General features: G+C 48.9%; 22 protein-coding genes. 9 read left to right on the top strand and 13 right to left on the bottom strand.

Going from position 1 to position 24,894, the window contains the following annotated elements; all coding sequences use genetic code 11:
* Nucleotides 1-10 precede the first annotated feature (10 nt).
* Entirely contained in the window at nt 11-1,285 is a 1,275-nt protein-coding gene (locus ABV409_RS10785; RefSeq protein WP_353877597.1) for a tetratricopeptide repeat protein, read from the top strand.
* Nucleotides 1,286-1,361: 76 nt separating this feature from the next.
* Here ABV409_RS10785 and ABV409_RS10780 read toward each other — a convergent pair whose 3' ends face one another.
* Nucleotides 1,362-2,150, bottom strand: coding sequence for a DUF547 domain-containing protein (locus ABV409_RS10780; RefSeq protein WP_353877596.1), 789 nt, complete (start codon nt 2,148-2,150; stop codon nt 1,362-1,364).
* A gap of 130 nt (nt 2,151-2,280) precedes the next feature.
* Here ABV409_RS10780 and ABV409_RS10775 point away from each other — a divergent pair, with 130 nt between their 5' ends.
* The gene (locus ABV409_RS10775; RefSeq protein WP_353877595.1) at nt 2,281-3,009 is read left to right on the top strand and encodes a glycosyltransferase; all 729 of its coding nucleotides are present in this window, start codon (nt 2,281-2,283) and stop codon (nt 3,007-3,009) included.
* On the opposite strand, the gene ABV409_RS10770 is transcribed toward ABV409_RS10775, so the two are convergent.
* The 6 genes from ABV409_RS10770 to ABV409_RS10745 all read right to left on the bottom strand — a co-directional run bounded on the left by ABV409_RS10770 (nt 2,973) and on the right by ABV409_RS10745 (nt 7,374).
* Nucleotides 2,973-3,560: a cysteine hydrolase family protein gene (locus ABV409_RS10770; protein WP_353877594.1), complete on the bottom strand. Its 588-nt coding sequence runs from the start codon at nt 3,558-3,560 to the stop codon at nt 2,973-2,975. The two genes, ABV409_RS10775 and ABV409_RS10770, sit on opposite strands and share 37 nt — an antisense overlap.
* 42 nt (nt 3,561-3,602) lie before the next feature.
* Nucleotides 3,603-4,391, bottom strand: a complete 789-nt coding sequence (locus tag ABV409_RS10765) for an anti-sigma factor (RefSeq protein WP_353877593.1) — start codon at nt 4,389-4,391, stop codon at nt 3,603-3,605.
* Nucleotide 4,392: 1 nt separating this feature from the next.
* Entirely contained in the window at nt 4,393-4,923 is a 531-nt protein-coding gene (locus ABV409_RS10760; protein WP_353877592.1) for an RNA polymerase sigma factor, read from the bottom strand.
* Nucleotides 4,924-5,011: 88 nt separating this feature from the next.
* Complete coding sequence (locus tag ABV409_RS10755; protein ID WP_353877591.1) at nt 5,012-5,725, bottom strand: pirin family protein; 714 nt, start codon at nt 5,723-5,725, stop codon at nt 5,012-5,014.
* 71 nt (nt 5,726-5,796) lie between these two features.
* Nucleotides 5,797-6,678, bottom strand: coding sequence for an AraC family transcriptional regulator (locus ABV409_RS10750; protein WP_353877590.1), 882 nt, complete (start codon nt 6,676-6,678; stop codon nt 5,797-5,799).
* A 3-nt stretch (nt 6,679-6,681) separates the two neighbouring features.
* Nucleotides 6,682-7,374 carry an arylesterase gene (locus ABV409_RS10745; protein WP_353877589.1) on the bottom strand — a complete coding sequence of 231 codons (693 nt, stop codon included), beginning with the start codon at nt 7,372-7,374 and terminating at the stop codon, nt 6,682-6,684.
* Nucleotides 7,375-7,443: 69 nt separating this feature from the next.
* On the opposite strand from ABV409_RS10745, the gene ABV409_RS10740 reads away from it, so the two are divergent.
* Both ABV409_RS10740 and ABV409_RS10735 read left to right on the top strand, forming a co-directional pair.
* Nucleotides 7,444-8,130: an ABC transporter ATP-binding protein gene (locus tag ABV409_RS10740; protein WP_353877588.1), complete on the top strand. Its 687-nt coding sequence runs from the start codon at nt 7,444-7,446 to the stop codon at nt 8,128-8,130.
* Between the two features lie 30 nt (nt 8,131-8,160).
* Entirely contained in the window at nt 8,161-10,680 is a 2,520-nt protein-coding gene (locus ABV409_RS10735; RefSeq protein WP_353877587.1) for an ABC transporter permease, read from the top strand.
* Between the two features lie 57 nt (nt 10,681-10,737).
* Here the strand turns inward: ABV409_RS10735 and ABV409_RS10730 are convergent, their stop codons facing one another.
* On the bottom strand, nt 10,738-11,547 hold the full coding sequence (locus ABV409_RS10730; protein ID WP_353877586.1) for a hypothetical protein: 810 nt from the start codon (nt 11,545-11,547) through the stop codon (nt 10,738-10,740).
* A 55-nt stretch (nt 11,548-11,602) separates the two neighbouring features.
* Entirely contained in the window at nt 11,603-12,091 is a 489-nt protein-coding gene (locus ABV409_RS10725) for a YdeI/OmpD-associated family protein (RefSeq protein ID WP_353877585.1), read from the bottom strand.
* A 178-nt stretch (nt 12,092-12,269) separates the two neighbouring features.
* Here ABV409_RS10725 and ABV409_RS10720 point away from each other — a divergent pair, with 178 nt between their 5' ends.
* The gene (locus ABV409_RS10720; protein ID WP_353877584.1) at nt 12,270-12,479 is read left to right on the top strand and encodes a hypothetical protein; all 210 of its coding nucleotides are present in this window, start codon (nt 12,270-12,272) and stop codon (nt 12,477-12,479) included.
* A 3-nt stretch (nt 12,480-12,482) separates the two neighbouring features.
* On the opposite strand, the gene ABV409_RS10715 is transcribed toward ABV409_RS10720, so the two are convergent.
* From ABV409_RS10715 to ABV409_RS10705, 3 genes are all read right to left on the bottom strand, one after another.
* A complete protein-coding gene (locus tag ABV409_RS10715) occupies nt 12,483-13,703 on the bottom strand; it encodes a bifunctional alpha/beta hydrolase/OsmC family protein (protein WP_353877583.1) in 1,221 nt (406 codons plus the stop codon).
* Nucleotides 13,704-13,768: 65 nt separating this feature from the next.
* Complete coding sequence (locus ABV409_RS10710; RefSeq protein WP_353877582.1) at nt 13,769-14,479, bottom strand: DUF2490 domain-containing protein; 711 nt, start codon at nt 14,477-14,479, stop codon at nt 13,769-13,771.
* Complete coding sequence (locus ABV409_RS10705; RefSeq protein WP_353877581.1) at nt 14,479-17,694, bottom strand: WD40/YVTN/BNR-like repeat-containing protein; 3,216 nt, start codon at nt 17,692-17,694, stop codon at nt 14,479-14,481. The genes ABV409_RS10710 and ABV409_RS10705 overlap by 1 nt, the downstream gene beginning before the upstream one ends.
* A 128-nt stretch (nt 17,695-17,822) precedes the next feature.
* Here ABV409_RS10705 and ABV409_RS10700 point away from each other — a divergent pair, with 128 nt between their 5' ends.
* Together ABV409_RS10700 and ABV409_RS10695 are read left to right on the top strand one after the other, a co-directional pair.
* Nucleotides 17,823-18,290 (top strand): GNAT family N-acetyltransferase, encoded by a 468-nt coding sequence (locus tag ABV409_RS10700; RefSeq protein ID WP_353877580.1) that lies wholly within the window; start codon nt 17,823-17,825, stop codon nt 18,288-18,290.
* 74 nt (nt 18,291-18,364) lie between these two features.
* Nucleotides 18,365-18,892, top strand: a complete 528-nt coding sequence (locus ABV409_RS10695; RefSeq protein WP_353877579.1) for a hypothetical protein — start codon at nt 18,365-18,367, stop codon at nt 18,890-18,892.
* Nucleotides 18,893-18,902: 10 nt separating this feature from the next.
* Here the strand turns inward: ABV409_RS10695 and ABV409_RS10690 are convergent, their stop codons facing one another.
* Nucleotides 18,903-20,168: a hypothetical protein gene (locus ABV409_RS10690; RefSeq protein WP_353877578.1), complete on the bottom strand. Its 1,266-nt coding sequence runs from the start codon at nt 20,166-20,168 to the stop codon at nt 18,903-18,905.
* Nucleotides 20,169-20,262: 94 nt separating this feature from the next.
* Here ABV409_RS10690 and ABV409_RS10685 point away from each other — a divergent pair, with 94 nt between their 5' ends.
* Nucleotides 20,263-21,522 carry an MFS transporter gene (locus ABV409_RS10685; protein ID WP_353877577.1) on the top strand — a complete coding sequence of 420 codons (1,260 nt, stop codon included), beginning with the start codon at nt 20,263-20,265 and terminating at the stop codon, nt 21,520-21,522.
* Between the two features lie 94 nt (nt 21,523-21,616).
* On the top strand, nt 21,617-24,850 hold the full coding sequence (locus tag ABV409_RS10680; protein WP_353877576.1) for a S41 family peptidase: 3,234 nt from the start codon (nt 21,617-21,619) through the stop codon (nt 24,848-24,850).
* The last annotated feature ends 44 nt before the right edge of the window (nt 24,851-24,894 follow it).

Raw genomic sequence — 24,894 nt, 5'->3', positions numbered from 1 at the left:
ACATGAATCAATGAGAATGAAAGCAATCATCCTATGTGGTTTGGCCATCGTACTGGTGGCCTGTAACCAAGCACCGACCTTTACGACACAGGTCGCTGACTATGAAGGGTATTTACAACCGAAATCAGCTACTCAGCCTTCCCCCTATTACGAACTTTGGAATTCCAAGATCAAACCGGATAGCCTGCAGGCATTGGCGTTGGGCAATGTCGCCGGAAGCTATACTGGAAGGTTCGCTGCGAAAGGGGATATCGCAGACTTAAAGAAGGCCGAATCCGCGCTGACCAAAAGTCTGGAGGTAACCCATATGAACAAAGCGGCTTACGCTAGGGCACTTTCGCGTAATTATATTTCACAGCATCGCTTTAAAGAAGCCCTAGCCTTGGCGGAGAAGGCAGCTACTTGGGGAGGGGGTAAAACCGAAACCCAGGCGTTGCTTTTCGATGTACACATGGAATTGGGCCAGTATGCCGAAGCACAAGCGTTTTTGGATAGCATCGACAACCCCTCCAATTTCGGCTACTTGATCCGGGCGGCGAAATGGAACGATCACAAGGGCGATCTGGCTACGACGATACAATTCATGGAAAAAGCCATGGCCATTGCCGATCGGTCGAAGAACCGAAGCCTTCGTTTGTGGTCATACACCAACATCGCCGATTATTACGGTCATGATGGGCGCATAGAAGCCTCTTACCGCCATTATCTTAAGGCTTTGGAATTGGACCCTCATAATGCATATGCCTTGAAAGGGCTGGCCTGGATCGTTTTCTCGCATGACAAGAATGCCAAAGAAGCGCTTCGAATCCTAGACGCGGTCACCCAAACCAATGCGTCTCCGGATTACGGGCTTCTAAAAGCGGACATCCTTGAGGTATTGGGGGATACCAAGGCCGTTGCGTTGCGAAATCGATTTTTAACCGTAGTCCAAAACGAGGCTTATGGGGTCATGTACCATGGGCCACAAATCGACCTTTTGTTGGATGCCGGTGAATTGAATGCGGCCCTTACCATGGCCTTACAAGAAGTTGAGGCCAGGGCAACGCCGGAAACTTTTGTACTATTGGCCAAAACTTACCTGGAATTGGGCTACAAGGCAAAAGCCTTGAAAATCATTCAAACGGAAGTCGAGGGCAAGACGTTCGAGCCTGTTGCCATGCTCACCATGGCTAGGGTGTATAAAGAGAACGGGGGATTTGACAGGGTCAAGGCCTTGAAGCAAGAACTTTTAGGGGCACTTTACGAGTTGGGGCCGGCAGCTGCCGAAACCATCTATGCGCTTTAAGATAGATCGCAGTGCCTCGTGTTGTTTGATTGTTTGGATAACGTTCCGGTTGCGTGCTGCCCGGAACGTTATTTTTTTAGAGGTCGATGAAGTTGTCCAGATCCAACGTCCAATCGTAATTTTTAAAGGCGATATCGATTCCTTTGGTAGTCGGTATGAGATCGAAGGATTCCAAGATTTTTTTTGTACCTCCTTTTCCACCAAAATCACCACGGAACCAACTGAACAGCGCGGTTACCTTCACTTCTTTGGTGCTGTTGTCATAATCGGTGGTGGCCTTCAAATAGCGTTCGGAACCCTGTTGCAATTGCCTATCGATTTCAGACGGGGTGTAGATTGCTACCGGAGGACAATCTTTGGCGCCACAGTTCAAGGCGAAATGAATGCGATAGTCCCTTTTGTCGACCCGTAGCTTGCGTTCGAATTTTCCCGGTAGCCATTTGCGTACATAGCCCAGCCCAAGGCTCCATTGTGATTTGCGCAGGATGCCGTGTTCCAAGATCTCGAACGACACTTGTTCACCCGCGATGGTCAGTTGGGGGGTCGAGAAAAAACTCCTTCGATCTTGGTACAATTCAGGATTTTCTTTTAAAACGGCCAAGATATATGCATTGTAGACATTGATCCAGAACGCATAGCGTTGGGCATCGGTTTGCAAAACGGCATCCAATTCATCTAAGGTGGTTTGGGCCAGTTGTTGTTGGATGTCTTGGGTAGTTTCACCTGCCTTGATCCGCTCCAGGAAACGTTCTGAAAGGGTATTGAAATCGGTCACCGGGGAAGGCGATTTGTCCAGTGGGGCCTCTTTGACTTTACAACAGCTCAATAAGAGCACCGCCAAAACGGCAAAAACATGTATTTTCATCACGATTGTTTTAAGTTTCAAGAGTACCTACGGATTTTTTTTCAGGAGGTTTGGTCGTGATTCGCAAGATCACCTTTCATAACAAGAAACGAACCTGTGCTGAATTTATGCGTATGTAAAACAAAAAGCCATGTTGGTCAGCGTCATCGTTCCCGCCCATAACGAAGGTGAAAACCTCAACCGCCTACTCCCTAGGTTACGGCAATTGGGAGCGGGTTTCGATTATGAGGTCATCGTCAGTATCGGGGTTTCGACCGATGTCGCCAATCCACCACCCACCTGTGATAAGGTGGTATGGGTAACGGATCGGCGAAAAGGAAGGGCTTGCCAAATGAACCTGGCCGCCCATAGGGCAAAGGGTTCCGTCTTGGTATTTCTGCATGCGGATGTGTGGCCCCCGTCCGGTTTTTTTGAAGATCTTCAACACACTGTGACCCAAGGGTATGATGCCGGGTTCTTTTCGTATCGATTCGATAAATCGACACGGCTTTTAAACATAAACGCCTCGTTCACCAAATCGGATGGTTTCTTTACCGGTGGGGGCGATCAATGCTTGTTCATCACCGCTTCGGCCTTTCGCTCGCTTAATGGCTTTGACGAGAACTTTGTCATCATGGAAGATTTCGAATTCTTCAAAAGGATGAAAAAGCGGGGCTTACGCTATACCATTGTCGATAATGCCCTTACGGTATCCGCAAGGAAGTATGAAAAGAACAGCTACTTGCGCATCAATGCGACCAACCTGATTTTAGTGGTCTTATTTAAATTGGGTTGTCGGCCGGCCCGCTTGAAGCGGATACACGATACCTTGCTTGATGTGGATTATTCCGAAACGGCATCGGCAAGCAACAACAGCTGATCTGTGGTGACGACCGTTGCGAATTCGTTATGTAGGCTGGCCAATGCGGTCTGATGTACGGTTTCGGCATCGTATGACACCCCCAAATGGTTCTTACGATCGAAAGTGGCCGTCGCGTCGGCGACCAAAAGCACCTCAAAACCAAGATTGGCCCCCATTCGCACTGAAGTGGATATACAATGGTTGGTGGTCAGCCCGACAATGACCAACTGATGTTGCCCTGCTGCCCGTAAACGGGCTTCCAAATCGGTTCCGATAAAGGCGCTGTTCACATTTTTGTCGATAACGGGTTCATTCGCTAGTGGGGCGACCTCGGCTTTAATGGCATGCCCTGGATTACTCGGGTGCAAGGGCGAATCCAAGTGGGTCGAACTGTGTTTCACATGAATGATGGGCCAAGATTTTTTCCGCCAAAAGCCCAAAAGATGCGCGGCCTTTGGCTCAGCATCCAAATTGTTCCGATTTCCCCCATAATAGGCCCAATCATCGAGCCCTTTTTGGATATCGATCAGTAGTAAAACCGTGTTGGAAGTAAGTGTCGTAGCTGTCATGTCAGCGAAGTCGTTACAAATTGGTCAAAGTGCCGTTCGTTTTCAAGGTTGTACTTGTCCGAGGGTATACAATTGCGTCAAGGTTGGTACCGCGCTTCCACCTTCGGGTTCCAAGGTGATGCCAAATGCTTCCGAAGCATTGGGATTCGGCAACTCGAACAAGCGTTCCCCATTGCTGTCAAAATCTTCCAAAAGGCCGATACTCGTTGGCGTTAGGGGGTTCAAAGTCAACGACCAGACTTGGTAGGTGTATCCCGTAGGAGGTTCGGGCAAGCCGTTGGCATCCACCAATAATTTTTCTGATTTCGCATTCCAATAGACCTTTGAGTACGCCTCGGGTGCAACGGTCTGACCTCCCATCGCGATGACGGTAACGTCTTGATCACGCAGCTTTGCCAAAAAGGCCTCGGTATCGGTGATTTGGCTTTTCGCATCCAATAGCTCCTGGCGCAACTGCTCGATTTCGATGCCGGAACTTTCCAATTCTGAACTTAAGGTGTTGTTTTGATCATACAGCCATGCCATGCCTATCGCAAATACAACGGCAGCCGCCCAGCCGATATAATTCCTCCACAGTGGTAGGGTTTTAAGGGTCTTGGTCGGCTCGGGTCGGTCCAATTGATCGACTACTTGCTCAAAACCCTTGTCGCTTGTACTTGGTGCTGCTGCTGCCGACAGTGCGACCATGGCTTTTTCAATTGCTTCGATTTCTTCTTGGATGGCAGGATATTCCTTGGCGAGCTGGGCAACTTCCAAGTTTTCTTGGGCACTCAAGGTCCCGGAGACGTAAAGCTCCAAGATTCCGGATTGTATGTAGGCTTGAACATCCATGTTATCGGTCCCTATTTTTACGGATTTGCGAAATACACGCACGCAAGCGTGTTTTTATCGTTCCGACCGGGATATCGTATTCCGCTGCAGCTTCTTTCTGGGTGTACCCCCTGAAGAACAACAGATCGATGAGGTCGACGCATTTCTGCTTGAGTCCGGCCATAAGTTGTTTGATCTGACCGGGATCTTTCAATTGATCATCGGCATCGGCTCCCGTAACGATATCTACGAAGGAATGTATCGGGAGGTTCTTTTTTGCATCGCGATGGGCCTTTGATCGGATTTCGTCTATGGCGGTGTTTCGAGCGATATTCAAAAGCCAGGTAAAAAAACGCCCCTTCGAGGCATCATAGCTACTGGCATTGTTCCACGCTTTCACAAAGACATCCTGACAAAGTTCTTGTGCGCGTTCACGGTCTTTGAGCATCGTATGGATGACACCGTGGATACTTTCGGAATATTGGCCGTACAACAGCTCAAAGGCCTTGATATCGCCCTTCTTGAATCGTTGCACCAATGTTTCCGAATCCATACCCAAAAATAGGAAAAAGGGCGCTTTCACACCCTTTTCACCACCCGCATTCTTTTACGAAGCGACCAAGCCCTATTCATAATTAGGCCTACAAGTGCATAGGGACCTCCATAAGCAAGATCCGACTGTTCGGACTGCTGGTCAAGTGTAGGGTTTCCGTATCCCATATACCCATGCCATCCCGTTTTTCAATGGTTTTCCCATTGATTTCGAATTGGCCCTCCAGTACGAAGGCGTATACCCCATTGCCCTGTTTTTTCAGGGCGTATTCGACTTGGGTGCGTTCTTGAAAATCGCCCATGTGGAACCAAGCATCTTGATGGATCCAGACCCCTGCATCCCCTTCGTTCGGCGAAAGCACTTGATAGAGTTCATTTTGTTTCGATAGGGCGCTCAACGATTGTTGGTCGTATCGCGGTGTCACGTTCTTCGTTTTCGGAAAGATCCAAATCTGAAGGAATTTGACCGTGCTATCGGCGTTCTTGTTGTACTCGCTATGGAAAATGCCGGTACCGGCGCTCATGGCCTGGATGTGCCCTTCTTTGATGACCTCGGTATTGCCCATGCTGTCTTTGTGCTCCAAATCACCTTCCAGTGGAATCGAAATGATTTCCATATTGTCGTGGGGATGGGTGCCAAATCCCTGACCACCCGCAACGGTATCATCGTTGAGTACACGTAACACCCCGAAATTCATGCGTTTCGGATTGTGGTATCCGGCAAAACTGAAACTGTGCTTTGATTGCAACCAACCATGATCGGCATGGCCCCTGCTAGCTGCTGTATGGATGACGTTTTTCATGATATTGGATTTTTATACCACAAAGTTCAGGCATTGTCCCTTGTCTGGGAATATGAAAATCAGGGGGGTCCTTATGAATTTCCGTTCCTGAAGCTGCTTTTGAAGTGTGATGGGGCTGTTCCGGTGCATTTTTTGAAGAATGCGCTGAAGTTGGCCGGTTCGTTGAAACCCAGGGCATAGCCGATTTCTTTTAAGCTTTGATCGGTATGGAACAACCTTCGTTTGGCCTCCACGATAATTCGACTTTGAATATGCGATTTCGCGGTTTTTCCGGTCAAGGTCTTCACCACTTTGTTCAAGTGGTCAGCGGTGACGTGTAAAGCCTCCGCATAGGTCGAGGTAGCATGCCACTTCGTATGTTTTTGATTGACCAATTCCTTGAAATCGAGTAGCAGGGTCTGCCCGTTTTCCTGAAGCTGGGATGGCATAGGGGGTACGCTACATAAGGAGCGGCAATGGATGAGAAATAGTTTTAATAAAGCACCAAGTGCATCCAGTTTCCATGGTGATTCCGTTTGGTGCCATTGTTGCATGTTCTCGGCCAGACCGAGCAAATGATCCAAATCATCCGCTAATAGGGGTAGGGGAGGTGAATCACCGAATTCGCGGAATAGGTTGAGTTCCTCGATAAATTGTTTTGAAATGGCATTCCGTACCAAAAAATCTTCAGAGAAAACGATGGAGTACCCTTTTGAAGCCTGTTCTTCGATTACCTGATGTACTTGACCAGGACCGATGAAATAAATGTTGTTGCCTTGTAGGGGGTGGCTGCTGAAATCGATAAGGTGGGTACCCCTTGCTTCCTTGACCAAAAGCAGGGTGAAGAAATCATGCCGGTGTGGGTCGTCGGTCTTGCCGTTTCGCTTTTCATAAATCGATGCCATACTCGAAATCCCAAAAAAGGCCCCTTTGTTATGGCGATCGACTTGATGATAGGTTTTGACCCCGTCCATGGGTTACCGGGTCAAATTGGGTTGCAAGACCTTCCAAACCGTTTCTTTGACGATTTGATGTCCTTCCGGTGTTGGATGGATACCATCTTGCAAATTCAATTCGGGAATGCCCGCCACCCCATCCAACAAAAATGGGATCAAATCGATTTGGTTTCCTTCCGCCAACTCCGGAAACAGTTTGCGGAACTCCCCGGTATATTCCGGTCCCATATTCGGGGGGATCTGCATTCCCGCCAGTATGATCTTGGTTTCGGGGTTCTTGGTACGCACCAAATCGATCATGGCTTGTAGATTGCTTTTGGTTTCGGTGAGTGGAATTCCACGAAGGCCGTCATTGGCCCCCAATTCAAGGACAAAGATGTCGACTTTTTGGTTCAAAACCCAGTTCAGGCGATTCAGTCCGCCCGAAGTGGTTTCCCCACTCAATCCCGAATTCAAAACGGTGTAACCGAGTCTTAGCGAATCTATCCTGTTTTGTATCAAAGCAGGAAAAGCCTCTTCCAATTCAATGCCATAGCCGGCCGTGAGACTGTCTCCGAAAAAAAGGATGACCTTATCCCCGTTTTGCTCGGGTTCGACCGCAACTTCGGCATGGGTTTCCGGGGTTTCGGACACATTTTCCTTTTTACCGGGATTCCCGCAAGCGGAAAGGAACAGAAGGATGAAAAAATAACGAAACTTTAAGAGGTCACGCATGGGCTTAGGCTAAGAAATTCGAAATCATTTGCCTATTTTTCCAGCTTTCGAATTTAGGAACAACAGACTATGTCAAAGATATTAAATGTCAGCCATCTTGGAAAGACCTACACCAGTGGGTCACGGCGCTTGACCGTGCTCGATGACGTTTCTTTCACCATTTCGGCCGGGGAGACTTTTTCGATCGTAGGCCCTTCAGGAAGTGGGAAGACCACCCTATTGGGTCTGTGTGCCGGTTTGGATCGTGCCGATAGTGGTACGGTCGAATTGTGCGGTGTCGATTTGGCTTCATTGAATGAAGATGGCCGGGCGATTCTACGCAACCAGCATGTCGGCTTTATTTTTCAAAATTTTCAATTGCTGCCGACCTTAACGGCTCTTGAAAACGTTTCAGTGCCTTTGGAATTGCAAGGGAAGGCCGATCCAGCCAAAACCGCAAGGGAATTATTGGGTAAGGTGGGCCTTGGTGACCGTATGCAACATTACCCTTCACAATTGTCGGGGGGTGAGCAACAACGAGTGGCATTGGCACGGGCATTTTCAAACCGCCCATCGATTCTTTTTGCCGATGAACCTACCGGTAATTTAGACGAGGAAACCGGCGAGAAAGTGGTTCAGTTGCTGTTTGATTTGAATCAGGAAGCCGGCACCACTTTGGTCATCGTGACCCATGACCTTGAATTGGCCAGTAAGACACAACGCATCTTGCGACTCAAAGGTGGTCGTGTGCTGACCCCGGAAGCGATAACTCGATAATACCCCATGGAACCTATGCAAAAAGCCGGTATGAAATGGCTGTTTCAAATGGCGTGGCGTGACGGTAGGGCAAGCCTCAAGCGGTTGCTGCTGTTCATGGCATCGATCATTCTAGGGATTGCCGCCGTGGTCAGTATCCAATCCTTTAGCACCAATCTTAAAGAAAATATCGCCTTACAGTCGAAAGCCTTGATGGGGGCCGATTATCTGATCGATAGTAATCAGCCACCCAACGAAAAAGTATTGGCCATCATCGACTCCTTAGGTGGGGCCGATGCCAAGGCAGTTGGTTTTCCTTCGATGGGACTCTTCCCCAAGACCGGGGATGCCCGATTGATCGGGGTCAAAGGTATCGAAGGGGGCTTTCCATTTTATGGCGAATTGGAGACGGAACCCAAAACCGCCGCTGAAGTATATCAACAAGAAGGCGGGGCCTTGGTCGATGCCACGTTGATGTTGCAATTCGAGGTAACACTAGGCGATTCGATCAAAATCGGAAACAAGATGTTCCCCATTGTGGGTAAATTGCTATCGGCACCGGATACCGGAGGTGTCGGCGCTTCGATCGCCCCACCGGTGTTCATACCTTATGCTTCCGTTGCGGCTACTGGATTGATCCAAACCGGAAGTCGGGTGGGCTATGATTTTTACTTCGTTGCCGAACCCGGGCAAGACCTGGAAGAACTGGATGCCGTTGTCGATCCCCTGCTCGATGTGGAAAATGCCGACCTCGACACGCATTTATCGACCGGTCAGCGTCTCGGTAGAAGCTATGATAATTTCGGGAAATTCCTCAACCTGGTCGCGTTTATCGCATTGTTGCTGGGATGTGTGGGTATTGCCAGTTCGGTTCATATCTATATCCGTGAGAAACTTCGTTCGGTGGCCGTTTTGAAGTGTATTGGTGCCACCCGCCGTCAAACCTTTTTGATCTATCTGATCCAAATTGCAGGAATGGGACTGATCGGCGGCGTATTAGGGGTTTTGGCGGGATTGCTATTACAGCAGTCCTTTCCATATTTGTTGCAGAACTTTTTGCCCTTTGAAGTCGTCATTACGTTGGCTCCGAACGCCATTCTGATCGGTTTGGTCTTGGGAATCGTCATGTCAATTCTTTTCGCCTTGACCCCACTTTTGGGTACCTGGTATGTTTCACCCTTACAGGTATTACGTCTCGACGAGGGGCGCATGGTCAAGTCACGCAAGGCCAGGATCTTGGTATTTTTAGGTATTGTCGCTTTTGTGTTCGCGTTTTCGTATTGGTTGTTGGGCAACGCCCGAAATGCCTTCTTTTTCGTACTGGCCATTTTAGTGGTCTTTGCGATTTTAGGAGCTATGGCCATAGGGTTCATGCGAATGGTAAAACGTTTTTTTCCGTCTTCATGGGGATTCACCGCCCGGCAGAGTCTATTGAATCTATTTCGACCCAACAATCAGACCACCGTCCTTATTTTAGCTATCGGGGTCGGGGCCTTCCTCATCAGTACGCTGTATTTTACCCGTGATGTGTTGCTGGCCAGAACTTCCTTGGGCAGTACCGATGATGCCCCGAATTTGGTATTGATGGATGTGCAGACCGAAGAACGGGAAGCCGCGGCCGCTAGTATCAGTGATGCAGGCTTGCCCGTACTAAGCAACATCCCGATCGTAACCATGCGGATGCAACAAATCAAAGACCGGCCTGTTCGGGAGTTGATTTTGGACAGTACCGCCACAGTGAACAACTGGATCTTACATCACGAATTCCGTGTTACCTATCGCGACTCCATGGTGGTTTCGGAAACGACCTTGGAAGGCAATTGGCCCGAAAAAAGCAAGGTAGGGGCACCGATTCCTATCTCTTTGGCCGATAATGTGGCCAGGGATGCCGAGGTCGGCCTCGGCGATCGTATAATTTTCAATGTGCAGGGGGTATTGATGGAAACGGTGGTGGCCCATATTAGATCAGTGGACTGGGCCAGGATGCAGATCAATTTTTCGATCGTATTCCCCAAAGACATCTTGGAAGACGCCCCACAATTCCATGTGTTGACGACCAAGGTCGATGACGTTGCAAGTTCGGCCCGATTACAGCGGAATTTGGTGCGTCGGTTTCCTACGGTTTCCATTATCGATTTGCGTCAGGTATTGACCGTTATCGAAGACATTCTCAATAAAATTGCCTGGGTCATCAATTTCATGGCCTTTTTCAGTATCCTCACCGGTATCATCGTACTGATAGGATCGGTGCGCAATAGCAAATACCAACGGATCAAAGAAAGCGTGTTGCTACGAACCCTAGGGGCGAAATCAAAGCAGATTTTGCGCATTACCGCTTTGGAATACCTCTACCTCGGCTTTTTGGGTGCGGGTATCGGCATCACCTTATCACTCTTAGGGAGTTTCTTGTTGGCCCGATTCGTTTTTGAAAGTGAGTTCGTACCGTCGTGGATTCCCTTTGGGGTGGTGCTACCGGGCATCATGATCATGGTTTTGGGCATTGGGTTGCTGAATAGCGGGACGGTCCTTCGAAGTACGCCCTTGGAGGTTCTCCGCAAGGAAGCACAATAAAAAAAGCCACCCGTAGGGTGGCTTTTCACTATATGTTCAATCTAAGATCGTGCCTAACTATTCCGTTAAGGTTACCGCGCGTTCCACCTGGTTAAAAGGACCTGGAATCAGGTTCCCATCCCCATCGATCAATTCGAGTTTAACCGTCACTTCGCCCTTTGGCAAGCCATTGATGACATGGGGTGCCCATTCAGCGATGATGAATTCCTCTCCATTGATGGTCGCCCGTACCTTGTTGCCGTTTTCGGACAAGGTGGTGTTCAGCACGAAAAAGTCCAATAACAAATTCTCGGTATCTTTTCCAGCATACGTACCTTTTGGCCGGCTGTAAATCAGGGTAGGCGCTTCCATATCCAATCCAATGGAATCTTGGGCATTCGCCCCGACTTCGAGTTTCGTAACGACCACCGAATTGTCGTTCTTGACCGATTCGTGGTAAGACCGACTCAAAAACGCCACCAAATGGTGTACCCCATCGGGCACTTCTTTGGTAAAAGACGCTTCGTAATGGGCCGAATACGGTTGGTTGTTCAAAATAAAGTGGATGTGTTGTCCTTTACCCGAATTGGCAAGGTCGCTTGCGTTTGGGCTATCGGTCTGTGCACCTAACTCATAATTGGTGACCGAAAAATCGAAGTTGACTTCGCCTCCACTGGGTAGGGCCGCATCGGCCGGGGCGTTCAACACTAAGGCCGCATCGGCATAGGCCGGTGAGTTCGCTAACTTTGATAAGGTCAGGCCTGTCGCAGCCTCCGTTTCCGGGGTCGCTGCTTCCGCATTTTTCGCATCACTTTCCTTGGTGCCCATTTTACAGGCGCCAAAAAGAAGTACCGACAATCCCAAGACCAAGGTCGTGTATTTTTTCATCGTAAGGGTTTAAAGGTTTGCACCTAAGGTACAGCTTTCTTAGGGCGTTGGCAAGCTAGAGCGGACGCAATAGCTCTTTGTTGTCACGTAGCCCACGTTTTAGGTTTTCGCAAAGGAGCAAGGTCTTATCGATCCGTTTTTGTGAGGCTTTGAATTTCGCGATCATGTAGATAATGCCCCGTTTTTTGCCCGGGGTGAAACCCTCGAAAATTCGATGTGCTTCGGGATCGCCGAAAAGGACCGCTTCGAATTCTTCAGGCAGTTCGACCCCATATTTTGAGGTGTCTTCAAAGAACTGCATTTGAAAGTAGTCGTTCGGAAAGATGCCCAGCTTTTTTTGGTTGTTTTTACTGAACATGATGGAATAGGTACCGTTCTTCCACCGGTTCAAGGCGGCATGGATCCGCAGGCTACGTTCTCCATATCGTGCCTCGACCAATACCCGTTTCATCCCTTTTTCATAAAAGGGGCGGGCAATAGCTTCCGGAATGGCAAGGCTATGCGTTCCGCTGACAACGACTTCAAAAACAGGACTTTGTTCCATAAAAGGTTCTTTTCGTTTCAAGGGTATTTAAGGAAAAGAACATCCGTATCCTACCCCATGAATTGAATAAATCATCGATAAAGTGTAAAAAATCATCGATGAAATACTAAAAATAAGGTTTTTCCGTTTAAAGTTACGAAATGGCATATTCCCCCAATTGCCAGAAAAAGGACCATCAATGACGTTGCACCATCCGGCAAAATATATCGATTTCATTGCATACTGCAACAAAAGGAAATCGTTCAGTAAGGCATACACCGACGCCAAACGCCGCTTGTTCGAAGGGGAATTGCATGTGGAAGATTACTTCAGCCAGCTGCGAAAGATCCAACAAGCCGCCATCGAATTGGAACTCCAATATTTCGATATCCTCCACATGAGGTATTAAGCTTTAGGGCAACAATTCGGTTAAGACCTGTGTTTCACTATGCAGTGTTTTGTGTACCGGACATTTGTCAGCGATTTCGACCAGTCTTTTCCGTTGTTTTTCATCCAGTTCCCCAACCAATCTCAATTCCCTGTGAAAGGTGTCGATTTTGGCGTTGTTATTTTCACAATCCTCGCAATCTTGGGCATGGGTCTTGCTATAGGACGTATGTACTTCGGCCCGTTCTAACGGCCATCCTTTGCGCTTGGCATATAGCTGCAGGGTCATGACCGTACAGGCCGATAGACCGGCAGAGACCAACTCATAGGGTGATGGCCCAAAATCATTGCCACCGAAACTCAGGGGTTCGTCGGCCAATTGGTAATGGTTACCGACCTTCATTTGGGTAGTGAACCCATCTTCTGAAGCTAGGGAAGCGACCACTTGGTGATTCGATTTTAATTTTTCATCGACCTTACCATCGACCTTCAAATAACGTTTGGCCCATCCGGAAATCACTTCGCCTACATAAAGTGAATCCGCTTTGTTGAACAAGAGGTGATCGGCGCCGTCGAGCGAGACAAAGCTCTTTGGGTGATGGGCGGCCACATAGATCGCTTCGGCATTCGCAATACCTACGGTATCATCTTGGGGTGAGTGGAGGATCAACAGGGGTTTGCGGAGTTTTTTGACCGTTTCCGGAAGGGAATTGGCCTCCAAATCATCGAGAAACTGTTTTTTGATGGTGAAATCACGTCCACTCAGGTTCACAACGGCCTGTCCCGTCGTCTTGATTTCCTCGATACCGCTTCGCAACAACTGTTTTACATGCACCGGATTCGACGGTGCCCCAATCGTCGCAACTGCCTTGACGGCATCGATCTGCCCGGCCGCGAAAAGTACGGCCGCCCCACCTAAGGAGTGCCCGATCAGCAAGCTAGGGGCTTGGTAGTTCGTTTCTAAATAGGCCGCGGCCGCTACCAGGTCCTCGACGTTGCCGGAGAAATTCGTGTCGGCAAAATCGCCTTCACTTTCCCCCAAACCGGTAAAATCGAAACGCAGTACCCCAAATCCATTGGCTGTCAGTGATTTGCTGATGTTGCGAACCGCAGAAAGGTTCTTGGTACAGGTAAAGCAATGGGCGAATAAGGCAAAATTATGGGGATGTCGGTCAACGGGAAGTTCCAGTCGTCCGACCAACTTTTGGCCTTGGCGGTTTTCAAATTCAATCTTTGTCGTGTTCATCGGTCTTGTGGTTTAGGGCCAACGAGCACGAGCAAAGTCGAATACAAACGGCTTTTCGCGCTTCCTTACTTCCCTTTTTTAAAGATACCCCTTAAGTCGGGATTGTAAAAGAAACCTATCTGCCAACGGTCAAAAACGGCATTGACGAACTGGTTGCGCAAATAGCCTAGTTGTACACTGCTGTTCGAGGTGATATGTGCCCCGACAGCTCCATACAGCCGGTTCTGACCGAAGAGCTCATCTTGAAGATTGATGAATAGTTCATCGTAAAAGTTCAAGAAAAAGGTGTTCGTCAACGGAACGGTCATTTGAATGCGATACCGCGCCCGATGTTCGGTTCGCGATAGGTCTTCTTGGGGGTCACTGGTGATATCGGTCGCATTGATGAAACGCTGTTCGAGCCGGTAACGGTGTTCGAAAAGCAACTCCCATACCTTATTCTTCAATATGAACTGTTCAAAAATCCGATGTTCAACGGAATTGGCCGCGCTCGGACTTTCCAAAAAAGTGCCGTCGGTCTCAATGTACCCGTATCCAAAAGTGGCAATGGCATTGGGGTCGATATGGTAGTTCAACCCGGTGCGTAGCAACAATTGGTTGAAATTATCACTGGTTTCATAGTACCGGAACTGGGCTTCCGTATGCACACTGAACCGCTCCGAAACACGATTCGTTCCAAAGTACATATACCAAATGCCCATATCATCTTCACCGGGCTGTTGGGCGGTAAGGCCGATAGATAGGAGCGCAATGCCCCAAATAAGCAGTCTTTTCATTAATCGAGGCTAAAAGTTTCGGTTTCCTTGAACGGGGATAGGTCTAAGGCTTCGATCGAAGCGCGATACGGTTTCCATTTCGTGTCGAAGAATCCATTGGTCTTTTCCAAAGCGGCACGAAGTTCCGCTTCTGCGAAACCGAGCATACGCCTTTCGGTGGCCGTAACCCCTTGTTTTCGGGTCGCGATATAGAAATTCGCCGTATTCAAGCGTTGCATGACCGTTACTTCAGGATTACGGGTGATGCCCTGTCGTTTGTCTTCCTTTCCGATATAAAGGGCCACCACCGAGTCGATGGCCTTGGTGATTTCTTTGGATGCTTTGATTTCGGCTTCGAATTTGTCTTTGTCCAATGCCTTTAATTCCTTGGCCATTTTATTGGCGAGGTCTTTACTTTGTACCAGCTGCTTCACCGCTTCGGCCGCGGTTTGGATATGCCCTTCCACTTCCTTCCGCAAGGTGTACACTTCGTTGATGCCAGAAATCGAGGGATTCAATCGAGGATCGGTTTTTACCGTAACCTGCGTAGAATCACTGGTATCACCGAACGAGACCTTAACCGTGTAAGTACCGGGTTTCACGGTAACCCCACCGCGTTCCGAGGTACTTTTCCTAATTTTTCTTGCCGGCCGGTCCGGTCCTTTTTCGTTCAAGCCCCAATACAAGCGATGGAAACCTTTCTTCTCTGGGGTTTTGATTTTTAGGGTACGGATCAAACGGCTGCCCTCAAAAATATCGAACTGAAGGGAATCTTTCTTTTGCACCCCCGTCAAGGTTTTCTTGTCTTTCGTATCAGCTTTGCTTTCTTCCGATTTCTTTTTGGGTTTTTTGGCGAGGTCTTTTTTGCCCGCCTTCAGGTAATAGGTGATCATGGCCCCGCGCTTCCGGTTTTCGCCATTATAGAGGGCATCACCACCGAAACGGCTACCTGATCCTTGCTGGTATGCCGCCAAATAAGCGTCCGGACTATCGAACAAGGCCACATCCTTACCTAAAGCGCCCATATTGGAAGCCAGCTCGCGTAACGGTCGGATGTCATCCAACACCCAGGCGGCCCTTCCGAAGGTACCGATGACCAAATCGTGTTCACGAGGGTGGATGACCAAATCTTTGGTCGACACCGTCGGAAACCCTTCGGTCCATTTCTGCCAAGTGTCACCCGCATTGAACGATAGGTATAGGCCGTCATCCGTACCTAGGAATACCAAATTCGGGTTTTCGGGATCTTCGATGATGGAGAGGGCGTAGCTTTGTACATCATTCTCGTCAACGATGCGTTTCCAAGTCCTGCCATAGTCGGTGGTACGATAGGCGTAGGGCGTATAGTTGAAGCGCCTGTAATCGTTGGCGATCAATAAGGCTTCGCCCTTATTTTTTTGGGAAGCCTTGATTTGGGGGATCCAACTTCCTTTAGGCAAGCCTTTGATGTTGGCGGTCACCTCAGTCCAGCTGCTGCCGCCATTTTGTGTGATATGGACGCGACCATCATCGGTTCCGATCCACAACATATCCTTTTCTACCGGCGAGGGTTCGATGACCAAAATGGTACAATGGTTTTCAGCGCCGGTGGCATCCATGGTCAAGCCCCCGCTCTCACTTTGTTTTTGCTTTTCGGGATCATTGGTGGTCATATCCGGAGAAATGACGGTCCAGGTTTGCCCTTTGTTGGTCGATTTGTGCACGAACTGGCTTCCGAAATAGACCGTAGCGTTATCAAAAGGGTCTTGGCCAATGGCCGCGTTCCAATTGAAACGGAGCTGGGTATCGGCGTCCGGAGGGGTTGGACGTACCGTATAGTTGTTCCCGGTTTTCCAATCATACCGACTGACGAATCCTTGCTGGCTCATCGAATACCCAAAACGGGAATCATCGACATCGGGGATGACATCGAATCCATCCCCAAATGAAATTTCTTGCCAATAACTATTGCGGATGCCCTGTGCGCGCCACACATAGGCAGGGCCTCGCCAGGATCCATTGTCTTGCATACCCCCATATACATTGTAGGGGTATTCATTGTCGGTATTGATATGGTAGAATTGGGCGATCGGCAGGTTTCCGATAAAGCGCCACGTTTTCCCGCCATCTTTGGTGATGTTCATTCCCCCATCATTGCCATCGATCATGAACTGACCGTTTTCAGGATGGATCCACCAGGCATGGTGGTCCGGATGTACCCCATTGCTGACCCCATAGGCCGGCATCAATTGGGTAAAGTTCTTGCCGCCATCTTCTGATACGTTGACATACGTAAAGATGGAAAAGATGCGGTTCTCGTTTTCGGGATCCACATAGATTTCGGAGTAGTAGAACGGGCGGTTGCCAATATCGTTCTTATCATTCACTTTCTTCCATTTGAACCCTCCATCGGTCGATTTGTACAAGGCGTTCTTTTTGGCCTCCACCAAGGCGTATACCACGTTGGGCTTGTTTCGGGCAATGGCGATTCCGATCCGTCCCAGATCCCCTTTGGGGAAACCGTCTTCCTCGGAGACTTGCTTCCAATTCGCTCCACCGTCATGGGTCATATAAAGCCCACTGCCCTTGCCGCCTGATTTAAAGAACCAGGGGTCCCTTTTGTGTTCCCAAAGGGCAACCAGTAATTTGTTCGGGTTCTCGGGGTCCATAACCATATCGGCTACCCCGGTTTTGTTATTGATAAAAAGGATCTTGTTCCAGGTTTTTCCGCCATCGGTGGTCTTGAATACCCCGCGTTCCGGATGTTCGCCCCAAGGGGATCCAATCGCTCCGACATAGACGGTGTTCGGATCGGTGGGGTCTATGATGATGCGGTGGATGTGTCGCGTTTTTTCCAAGCCCATGGCGGTCCAGTTTTTTCCGCCATCCAAAGATTTGTACACCCCATACCCGCCGTTCAGGCTGTTTCTAGGGTTGCCTTCCCCGGTACCGACCCAAAGTACGGACGGATTCGATTGCTGGATGGCCAAAGCACCAATGGAAGCGGTGACCTCCTTATCGAATATCGGTTCCCATTTGATGCCTCCTGAAGTTGATTTCCACAGGCCTCCCGATGCCGTTCCGACGTACATGACATCAGGATTTGACAATTGCACGTCGATCGCGGTGACCCGGCCACTCATTCCGGCCGGACCGATGTTTCTCGGTTTCATATCGCCGACGAGGTCCATGCTGAATTCTTGGGCGATAACTAGGGGTGATGCCAAGAGCATCAAAAGGAAAATTGCGTTTTTCATTTTAGGCAGTTAATTAGTCGGCTAAAGATAAAGAATCGCCCGATGGGTTTTCTTAAAGTGGTGTTAAGGAAGGATATTCACGCCCCCTGCGAAAACTAACGTACCTTCGCGGAAAACAAACAGGCACCATGGATAAGGGATCATTGAAAACCACACTTCGGGAAGCGACCAAAAACGACTTGGCCGCTTGTATGATCGTTCGCGGAAAGACGCGAGACAATGCCATTTCCGTTGCCTATTTGAACTCCATTGGGGTAACAGAGGAAAGTTGGGCCGCTATGATGGATTCAGGCCAGATCTTTGGTTCGGTAGTTACCCATGACCATGCCGTTGTGGGGTTTTGCTATGCGGATGTCACCACTCGCGAAATTTTGGTTTTGGCCGTCTTGGCCGATTACGACGGCCAACGCATCGGTAAGGCGCTATTGCAAGAGGTCAGTACACGACTTTTCGACTTGGGTCCTAAGCCGATTTGGTTGGCCACCGCGGCTGAACCCATATTTAGGGCGTATGGGTTTTACCGGCATCTCGGTTGGCGACCTACCGGGCAGTTCGATGCCAACGGGGATGAGATTCTGGAGTTTCGAAAAGCTTAGGTCGCGGGTTGATGTAACAAATCGGAGCAACCCAAGACCAATGCACAAAACGAACAACCAAAGTCATCAATCAAATGAAACTTACTTTAGAACGCCGTATCGCGATTACGGCGACCGTTGCCGTGTTGGTCTGGGGTCATGTCCTTTGGGACCATCTACACGAGGGAATCCCGACACACTATTTGTTCCACGATAAGGACATGCCCGGCATCCCGAATTGGATCGGGGCCATTTGCTTACCTTTTTTTACCTGGTTTTTGCTTTTTCGAATCAAATTCAGGGTCAACCGCAGCAAATCGCGAGATACCCTATCCTTGGTGTTCAAACGTTTTGCCTTAGCAGCTATGGTAGCCATTGCTATCGCCATCTGTTTTATGAATGGCATCGAAATCCCCATGGCCGTTTTATTGGGCATTTTAGGCCTCGGCCTTTTCTTTCCGCTGTATTACTCCGAATTCCTGCTGGGGTGGGTCTTGGGATCCGCACTCACCTTCGGGGCGGTCATACCCATGGGGTTTGGAAGTATCTTCGCCCTGGTTTGCTGGTTGCTGTTCCAATTGGGGCGATTGGTTGTGAAATTGATCGGTCGCAAACGCCCCTGAAAATGGCCCCTTACCTATTGTAAGGCCTTTCGTTGATCCAATGGAAGCCCCGGTTCACCAATAAAAAGTCTTCCCGGGTCCTTTTTTCGGCGGTAATGGACAAGGTATCTTGCTTATGGAAACCTGAAAAATGGAAAATGGAATCGTTTTGGGTATAGGTAAAGGTATACACATCGGTCGAATCCCTGAAATTCTTGAATTCAAGTTGCTTTTTCAGCGTATCGATTTCCGCTCGAAAACCGATACGACGCATGTTGTTACGATGCATTTGTACCGAACCGGGAAACTCGAAGGTGATGTAGCGCCAACCGATGGTGTCGGTATGGGTGGCGGGTATCGTATCTTTATTGATCACAAATCGTGAAACCTCATATAACCCATGCATCGGGAGGGTTTCACTGGAACCACGCTGCGCTGCACGCTCCATTTTCTTGTAGGTAATATGTGCTTGAAGGATCACGATACTGAACAAAAGGAACCCGCGTATCACCAAGCGCCACTCGCGTGCTTTTCCTGAAGTGAAAAACTTGGGAAAGGTCTGTGGCGGGGTTTCCTTATTTTGGATAAGCATGCGGTACAACCGCCCGAAATCCGGTTTGGCGATGAGGATCGCGAAAATCAACAATTGAGTCGAAAATAATTTTACTGGAACATCATAGAAAAAATTCAAAGCCACCACATTCACCAAGACCGGAATCAAGATCAGAGCGCCTACCAGCTTGGTTTTCCGATGGAACAGCAAAAGGCCGCCGATCGTTTCCATAAGACCGGAGAAAAACGTGTAACCCTGAGAGGCTCCCATAAAGGTCCATAGGATCCCCATGGGACTTGAATCGCCATAGGGTTGTAAAAGGCGAAAGAAGTAAGGCTCTGAAAATTGCCTTGGCGGAAATATCTTCGCCAGCCCATAACTCAGCATCATCGCGCCCAAGAAATACCTCAATATGACTTCGAAGATGTAATTGAATTGATCGTATTCTTTGGACTTCTTTTCCAAAAACGACCAAATGGCGGTTCCGATCAAGGCCATGATCACGAAGAACAAAAGCAAGACGTAGTCGTAGGTGGTATCGCCACTTCCCAAGGAGAATTCCGTGATATCCTTTTCTAGATGGAGGATGTGTTTGCCGAACCATGGAATCACTTTATGCAATACCGCATCGACCTGGTCTTGTGGCCAAGAGAAATAATACGATAGGTTTAGGGGAAACGGAAAAATGAGCAGACAGCTCAAAATAAAGGTAAATCGAAAAAGGACTTTGTTGTGGATGATCATGGTTTACCGTTTTAAAGGATTGGTTTCGAATACGAATCAAAGGGCCAAATATAGTAGTTTGTGATAGCAAACTTTCTTGTTACCTTTCGGACATATGCAGCAAAGGGCACCGTGGTACTATTTATTGCTCCTGATTTTAGCGGGGGAAGCGGTATTTATCTTGCCATTCGTACTGCCTAGGATTTTCAGACCGACCGTATTGGACGTTTTTGAATTGAACAATGTCGATTTTGGACTTTGTTTTTCGGTCTATGGTCTAGTGGCTTTGCCTGCCTATCTTTTCGGCGGCCCTTTGGCCGACAAATACCCTCCGAGAAAACTGATGGCGATCGCGCTCTGGATGACGGCATTAGGAGGCTTGGTCTTCGTGGAGTACCCTAGTTTGTCCACACTTCAAATGCTCTATGGCTATTGGGGGTTTACCACCATCTTTCTTTTCTGGGCGCCCATGATCAAGGCGACCCGGGTTTGGGGTGGAAATGCGTCGCAGGGCAAGGCGTTCGGACTGTTGGATGGAGGTCGCGGCTTAACCGGCGCCCTGTTCGGGCTGCTGGGAGTGATCATTTTTTCGGCCTTCCTATGGGAACCTGCTGAAATCGCCAGTCTTGAAGATCGGAAACAGGCGTTCACCTTCGTGTTGTATACCGCCTCGTTTTTGGTGTTCGTCATCGGCATTTTGGTGTGGTTCTTTATGAAATCGGGAGTCGACGAAAGGCGTATCCAATTGGAACGCATTTCGCCGGAACAAATCAAGGAAGTCCTGAAATTACCAGCGGTTTGGTTGTTGATGGTCATCATTTTATGTGCGTATGTGGGGTATAAGATTACCGATATCATCTCGCAATATGGCGAAGAGGTTATGTTGTACAATCAGGTGGACTCAGCTCAGGTCGGTACGTTTTTGCAGTTTTTACGTCCAGCGACAGGTATTTTGTTGGGATTGATCGCCGATCGCTTCAGAATCACCAAATTGTTGCTTTGGAGCTTCGTCATCACCTTGGTGGGAGGGGTGCTCTATGCCTCTGGGGTCATCGCCCCCGATACGACCGTATTGTTCTTTATTTCGGTATTCATCATCGGAGTTGGGGTATACGCAAGCCGGGCCCTTTATTTCGCGGTGATGCAAGAAGGCCGTATTCCCCTCGTGTTGACCGGTACCGCGGTCGGTTTGATTTCGTTGATCGGGTATACCCCCGATATTTTCGCCGGCCCAGCCTATGGGTATTTCCTCGATGCCTATCCGAAACAGGAAATCGGTTTTCAATACGTCTTTTTAATGCTTGCTTGTTTTTCCCTGATCGGGTTGATCGCGACCTATTTTTATCTTCGGATGCATCGTAGTTCCGATGCCTGAAACTGGGTGAAAACCCTATCTAAATTATGGTTAAATCGCATGCGCAACTTTGGCTATTTTGTTATCTTCCGCGTCGAAATCAACCAAAAAACATATGAAGACCATCTACAGCTTATTGATCGCATCGATCGCTACTTTGACCATGAATGCCCAAGTAAAACCCGGTTGGGCACGATACCCAGCCATTTCACCCGATGGCCAATCCTTGGTGTTCACCTACAAAGGGGATATCTATCGTGTGGCTTCGAGTGGCGGGGAGGCCAAACAGTTGACGTTTCATGCCGCACACGATTATAAGGCGGTTTGGAGTAAAGATGGAAAACACATTGCCTTTGCCTCGGATCGTTATGGCAATTTCGATATCTATAGGATGGATGCCATGGGTGGCCCGGCGACCCGTTTGACCTACCATAGCAATGATGAAGTACCCTATACGTTCAGTGCCGATGATACCCAGGTGCTTTTTGGGGCAGTCCGCCAAGATCTCGCTGAACATCGACAATACCCTACCGCCGCCCAACCTGAACTCTACAGTGTTCCGGTCAAAGGGGGGAGGGTCGACTTAGTATTGACGGTACCCGCCCAGGACGTGCAGTTGAGTGCGGATGGAAAGCTGATGGCGTATCATGATAAGAAGGGGTATGAAGATGAGTTCCGCAAACACCACGTATCGGCCATTACCCGGGATGTTTGGACCTATGATGTTGAAACAGGCACGCATCGCATGATCACGCGATTTGCCGGAGAAGACCGTAATCCCGTCTTTGGGCAAGGTGACATGATGTATTTTCTCAGTGAGCGCAGTGGCACCTTCAACGTGCACCGCCTCGACTTGACGGCCCCGACCAATGCGACCCAATTGACGAGCTTCGATACACACCCGGTTCGATTTTTGAGCTATGGTAGCGGAACCATGGCCTTCAGCTATGATGGCGAGCTATATACACTTGAAGATGGTGCCGAACCGGTAAAAGTCCCGATAACCCTTCGTACACAAACCGCAGTTAATCCCGATCAATACGTATCGATCCGAAATGGGATCCGCGAAATGGACGTGTCACCCAACGGTAAGGAAATCGCCTTTATCGCCCGTGGTGAGGTTTTCGTTACCTCGGTTGATGGTGAATTGACCAAACGCATTACCAACACCCCTGAACAAGAGCGCTTCGTTAAGTTTTCATCCGATGGTAAATTCATCGCCTATGCTTCTGAACGCGACGGCAAATGGTCGATTTTCAAGGCCGAAAAGACCCGAAAGGAAGAGCCCTACTTCTTCGCTTCGACCCTGATCCGGGAAACGCCCTTATTGACTTCTGAGGGAGACAACTACCTGCCTGAATTTTCACCTGACGGAAAATCGATGGCCTATATCGAAAACCGCCGCACCCTAAAGGTCATGGATCTGACCACCAAAGAAGCGATTACCTTATTGACTCCTGAAGAATTGTTCCACATGTCCGATGGTGACAAATATTTCAAATGGAGCCCCGATAGCAAGTGGTTGCTGGTCAGCTGGGGGGTATCGTTGAACAATGGGGAGATCTTATTGCTTTCGGCCGATGGCAAACAACGTATGAATTTGACCGAAAGTGGCTATTACGACTATTTGCCAAAATGGGTCAACGGGGGCGAACAGATGATTTGGTTCGCCAACCGCGACGGTCTAAAAAGCTATGCGACCAGTGGCCGCACCCAATCGGATGTATATAGCATGTTCTTTACCAAAGATGGATGGGACAAATATCAACTGACCAAGGATGAATACGATCTGCAAAAATTGATCGAAGAAAATAAAAAGGAGGATGACAAAACCGCTGAAAACAAAAAGAAAGGAAAGAAGGCGGATGACAAAAAAGAGGCGCCAAAGACCAAACCGTTGAAGATCGATTGGGAAGATCTCAAAAGTAGAAAAGCACGTTTTACGATCCATTCATCGCGATTGGGCGACGCAGTGCTTTCGAAGGATGGTGAAAAACTGTATTATTTGGCCCGTTTTGAAAAGAACATGAACCTTTGGGAAACGGAACTCCGGACCAAGAAAACACAAATGCTGATTTCGCTTGGTTCCCAATTCGGGCGTCTCCAATGGGACAAAGACCAAGAGAACTTGTATTTATTGAGCAATGGGCGTATTTCAAAAGTCAATCTATCCGGCAAATCGACCAAACCCATCAAGTTGAAATCCGAACTTGCACTCGATACCGATGCGGAACGAAAGCACATGTTCGACCACATTTGGTTGCGTACCAATGCGATTTTCTACCATTCCGACTTCCATGGACAAGATTGGGATCTCTTGCGTTCCGAATATGAAAAATACCTTCCGCATTTGGGCAATAGTTATGAATTCGCCGAAATGGTGTCCGAATTGTTGGGCGAACTGAACGTTTCGCATGCCGGCGGCCGTTTCAACGACAACATTACCAACGGCGATGCGACCGCCTCGCTTGGGATATTTATGGACTATGCCCATCAAGGCAACGGCATCAAGATCGCCGAGGTCATCAAAGGCGGACCACTCGATAAGGCGGCACTCGATGTCAAGGCCGGGGCGATTATCGAAAAGATCGATGGCGAAACCATTACGCCCGATCGCGACGTAGCCAGCTTTTTGAACCGCAAAACAGGCAATTTCACTTTACTCGAAATCCGTGACCCCAACGCGAATACGGTGCGGCAGCTTACCGTGAAACCCATCTCGTTGCGTGATGAAGGGCGGTTGCTTTACAAACGATGGGTCAAGAAGAACGAAAGGGAAGTCTTGGAAAAAAGTGGGGGCACCCTTGGGTATGTCCATATACCGGGGATGAGCGACGGACCCTATCGCGATATTTACGAACGCATGCTCGGAAAATTCTTCGATAAGAAAGCCGTAATCGTAGATACCCGCTTCAACGGCGGCGGTGACCTCGTGGCCGATTTGGCCATGTTCTTCACCGGTGAACCCTTTATTTCATACGAAACCGAGGCCCGTAAGGTAGGCGGGGAGCCGACTTCACGTTGGACCAAACCCACCTTGGCCATTTTCAATGAATCGATGTACAGCGACGGGCATTGTTTTGCCAGTGGCTATACGGATCTTAAAATTGGGAAAACCGTTGGGATGCCGGTTCCGGGTACCTGTAGTTTCGCTGGCTGGGAACGTTTGCCCAATGGCGGTGTCTGGGGTGTGGTTCCGGTCAGTGCCAAGAACAAGGCAGGTGAGTGGATGGAAAACAACCAGACCGAACCGATGATCAAGGTCAAGAACATGCCCGGCATTATTGACCAAGGACGCGACGAACAACTGGAACGCTCTATCGAGGAGCTGTTGAAGGACGTGAACTAGTCACCGGTCTTGTCCAAACAATCAGATCCTCGAATGTACTCAAC

Source organism: Flagellimonas algarum (genome assembly GCF_040513375.1).
GTDB lineage: Bacteria > Bacteroidota > Bacteroidia > Flavobacteriales > Flavobacteriaceae > Flagellimonas_B > Flagellimonas_B algarum.
This window is presented reverse-complemented; position numbering and strand designations above follow the sequence as displayed.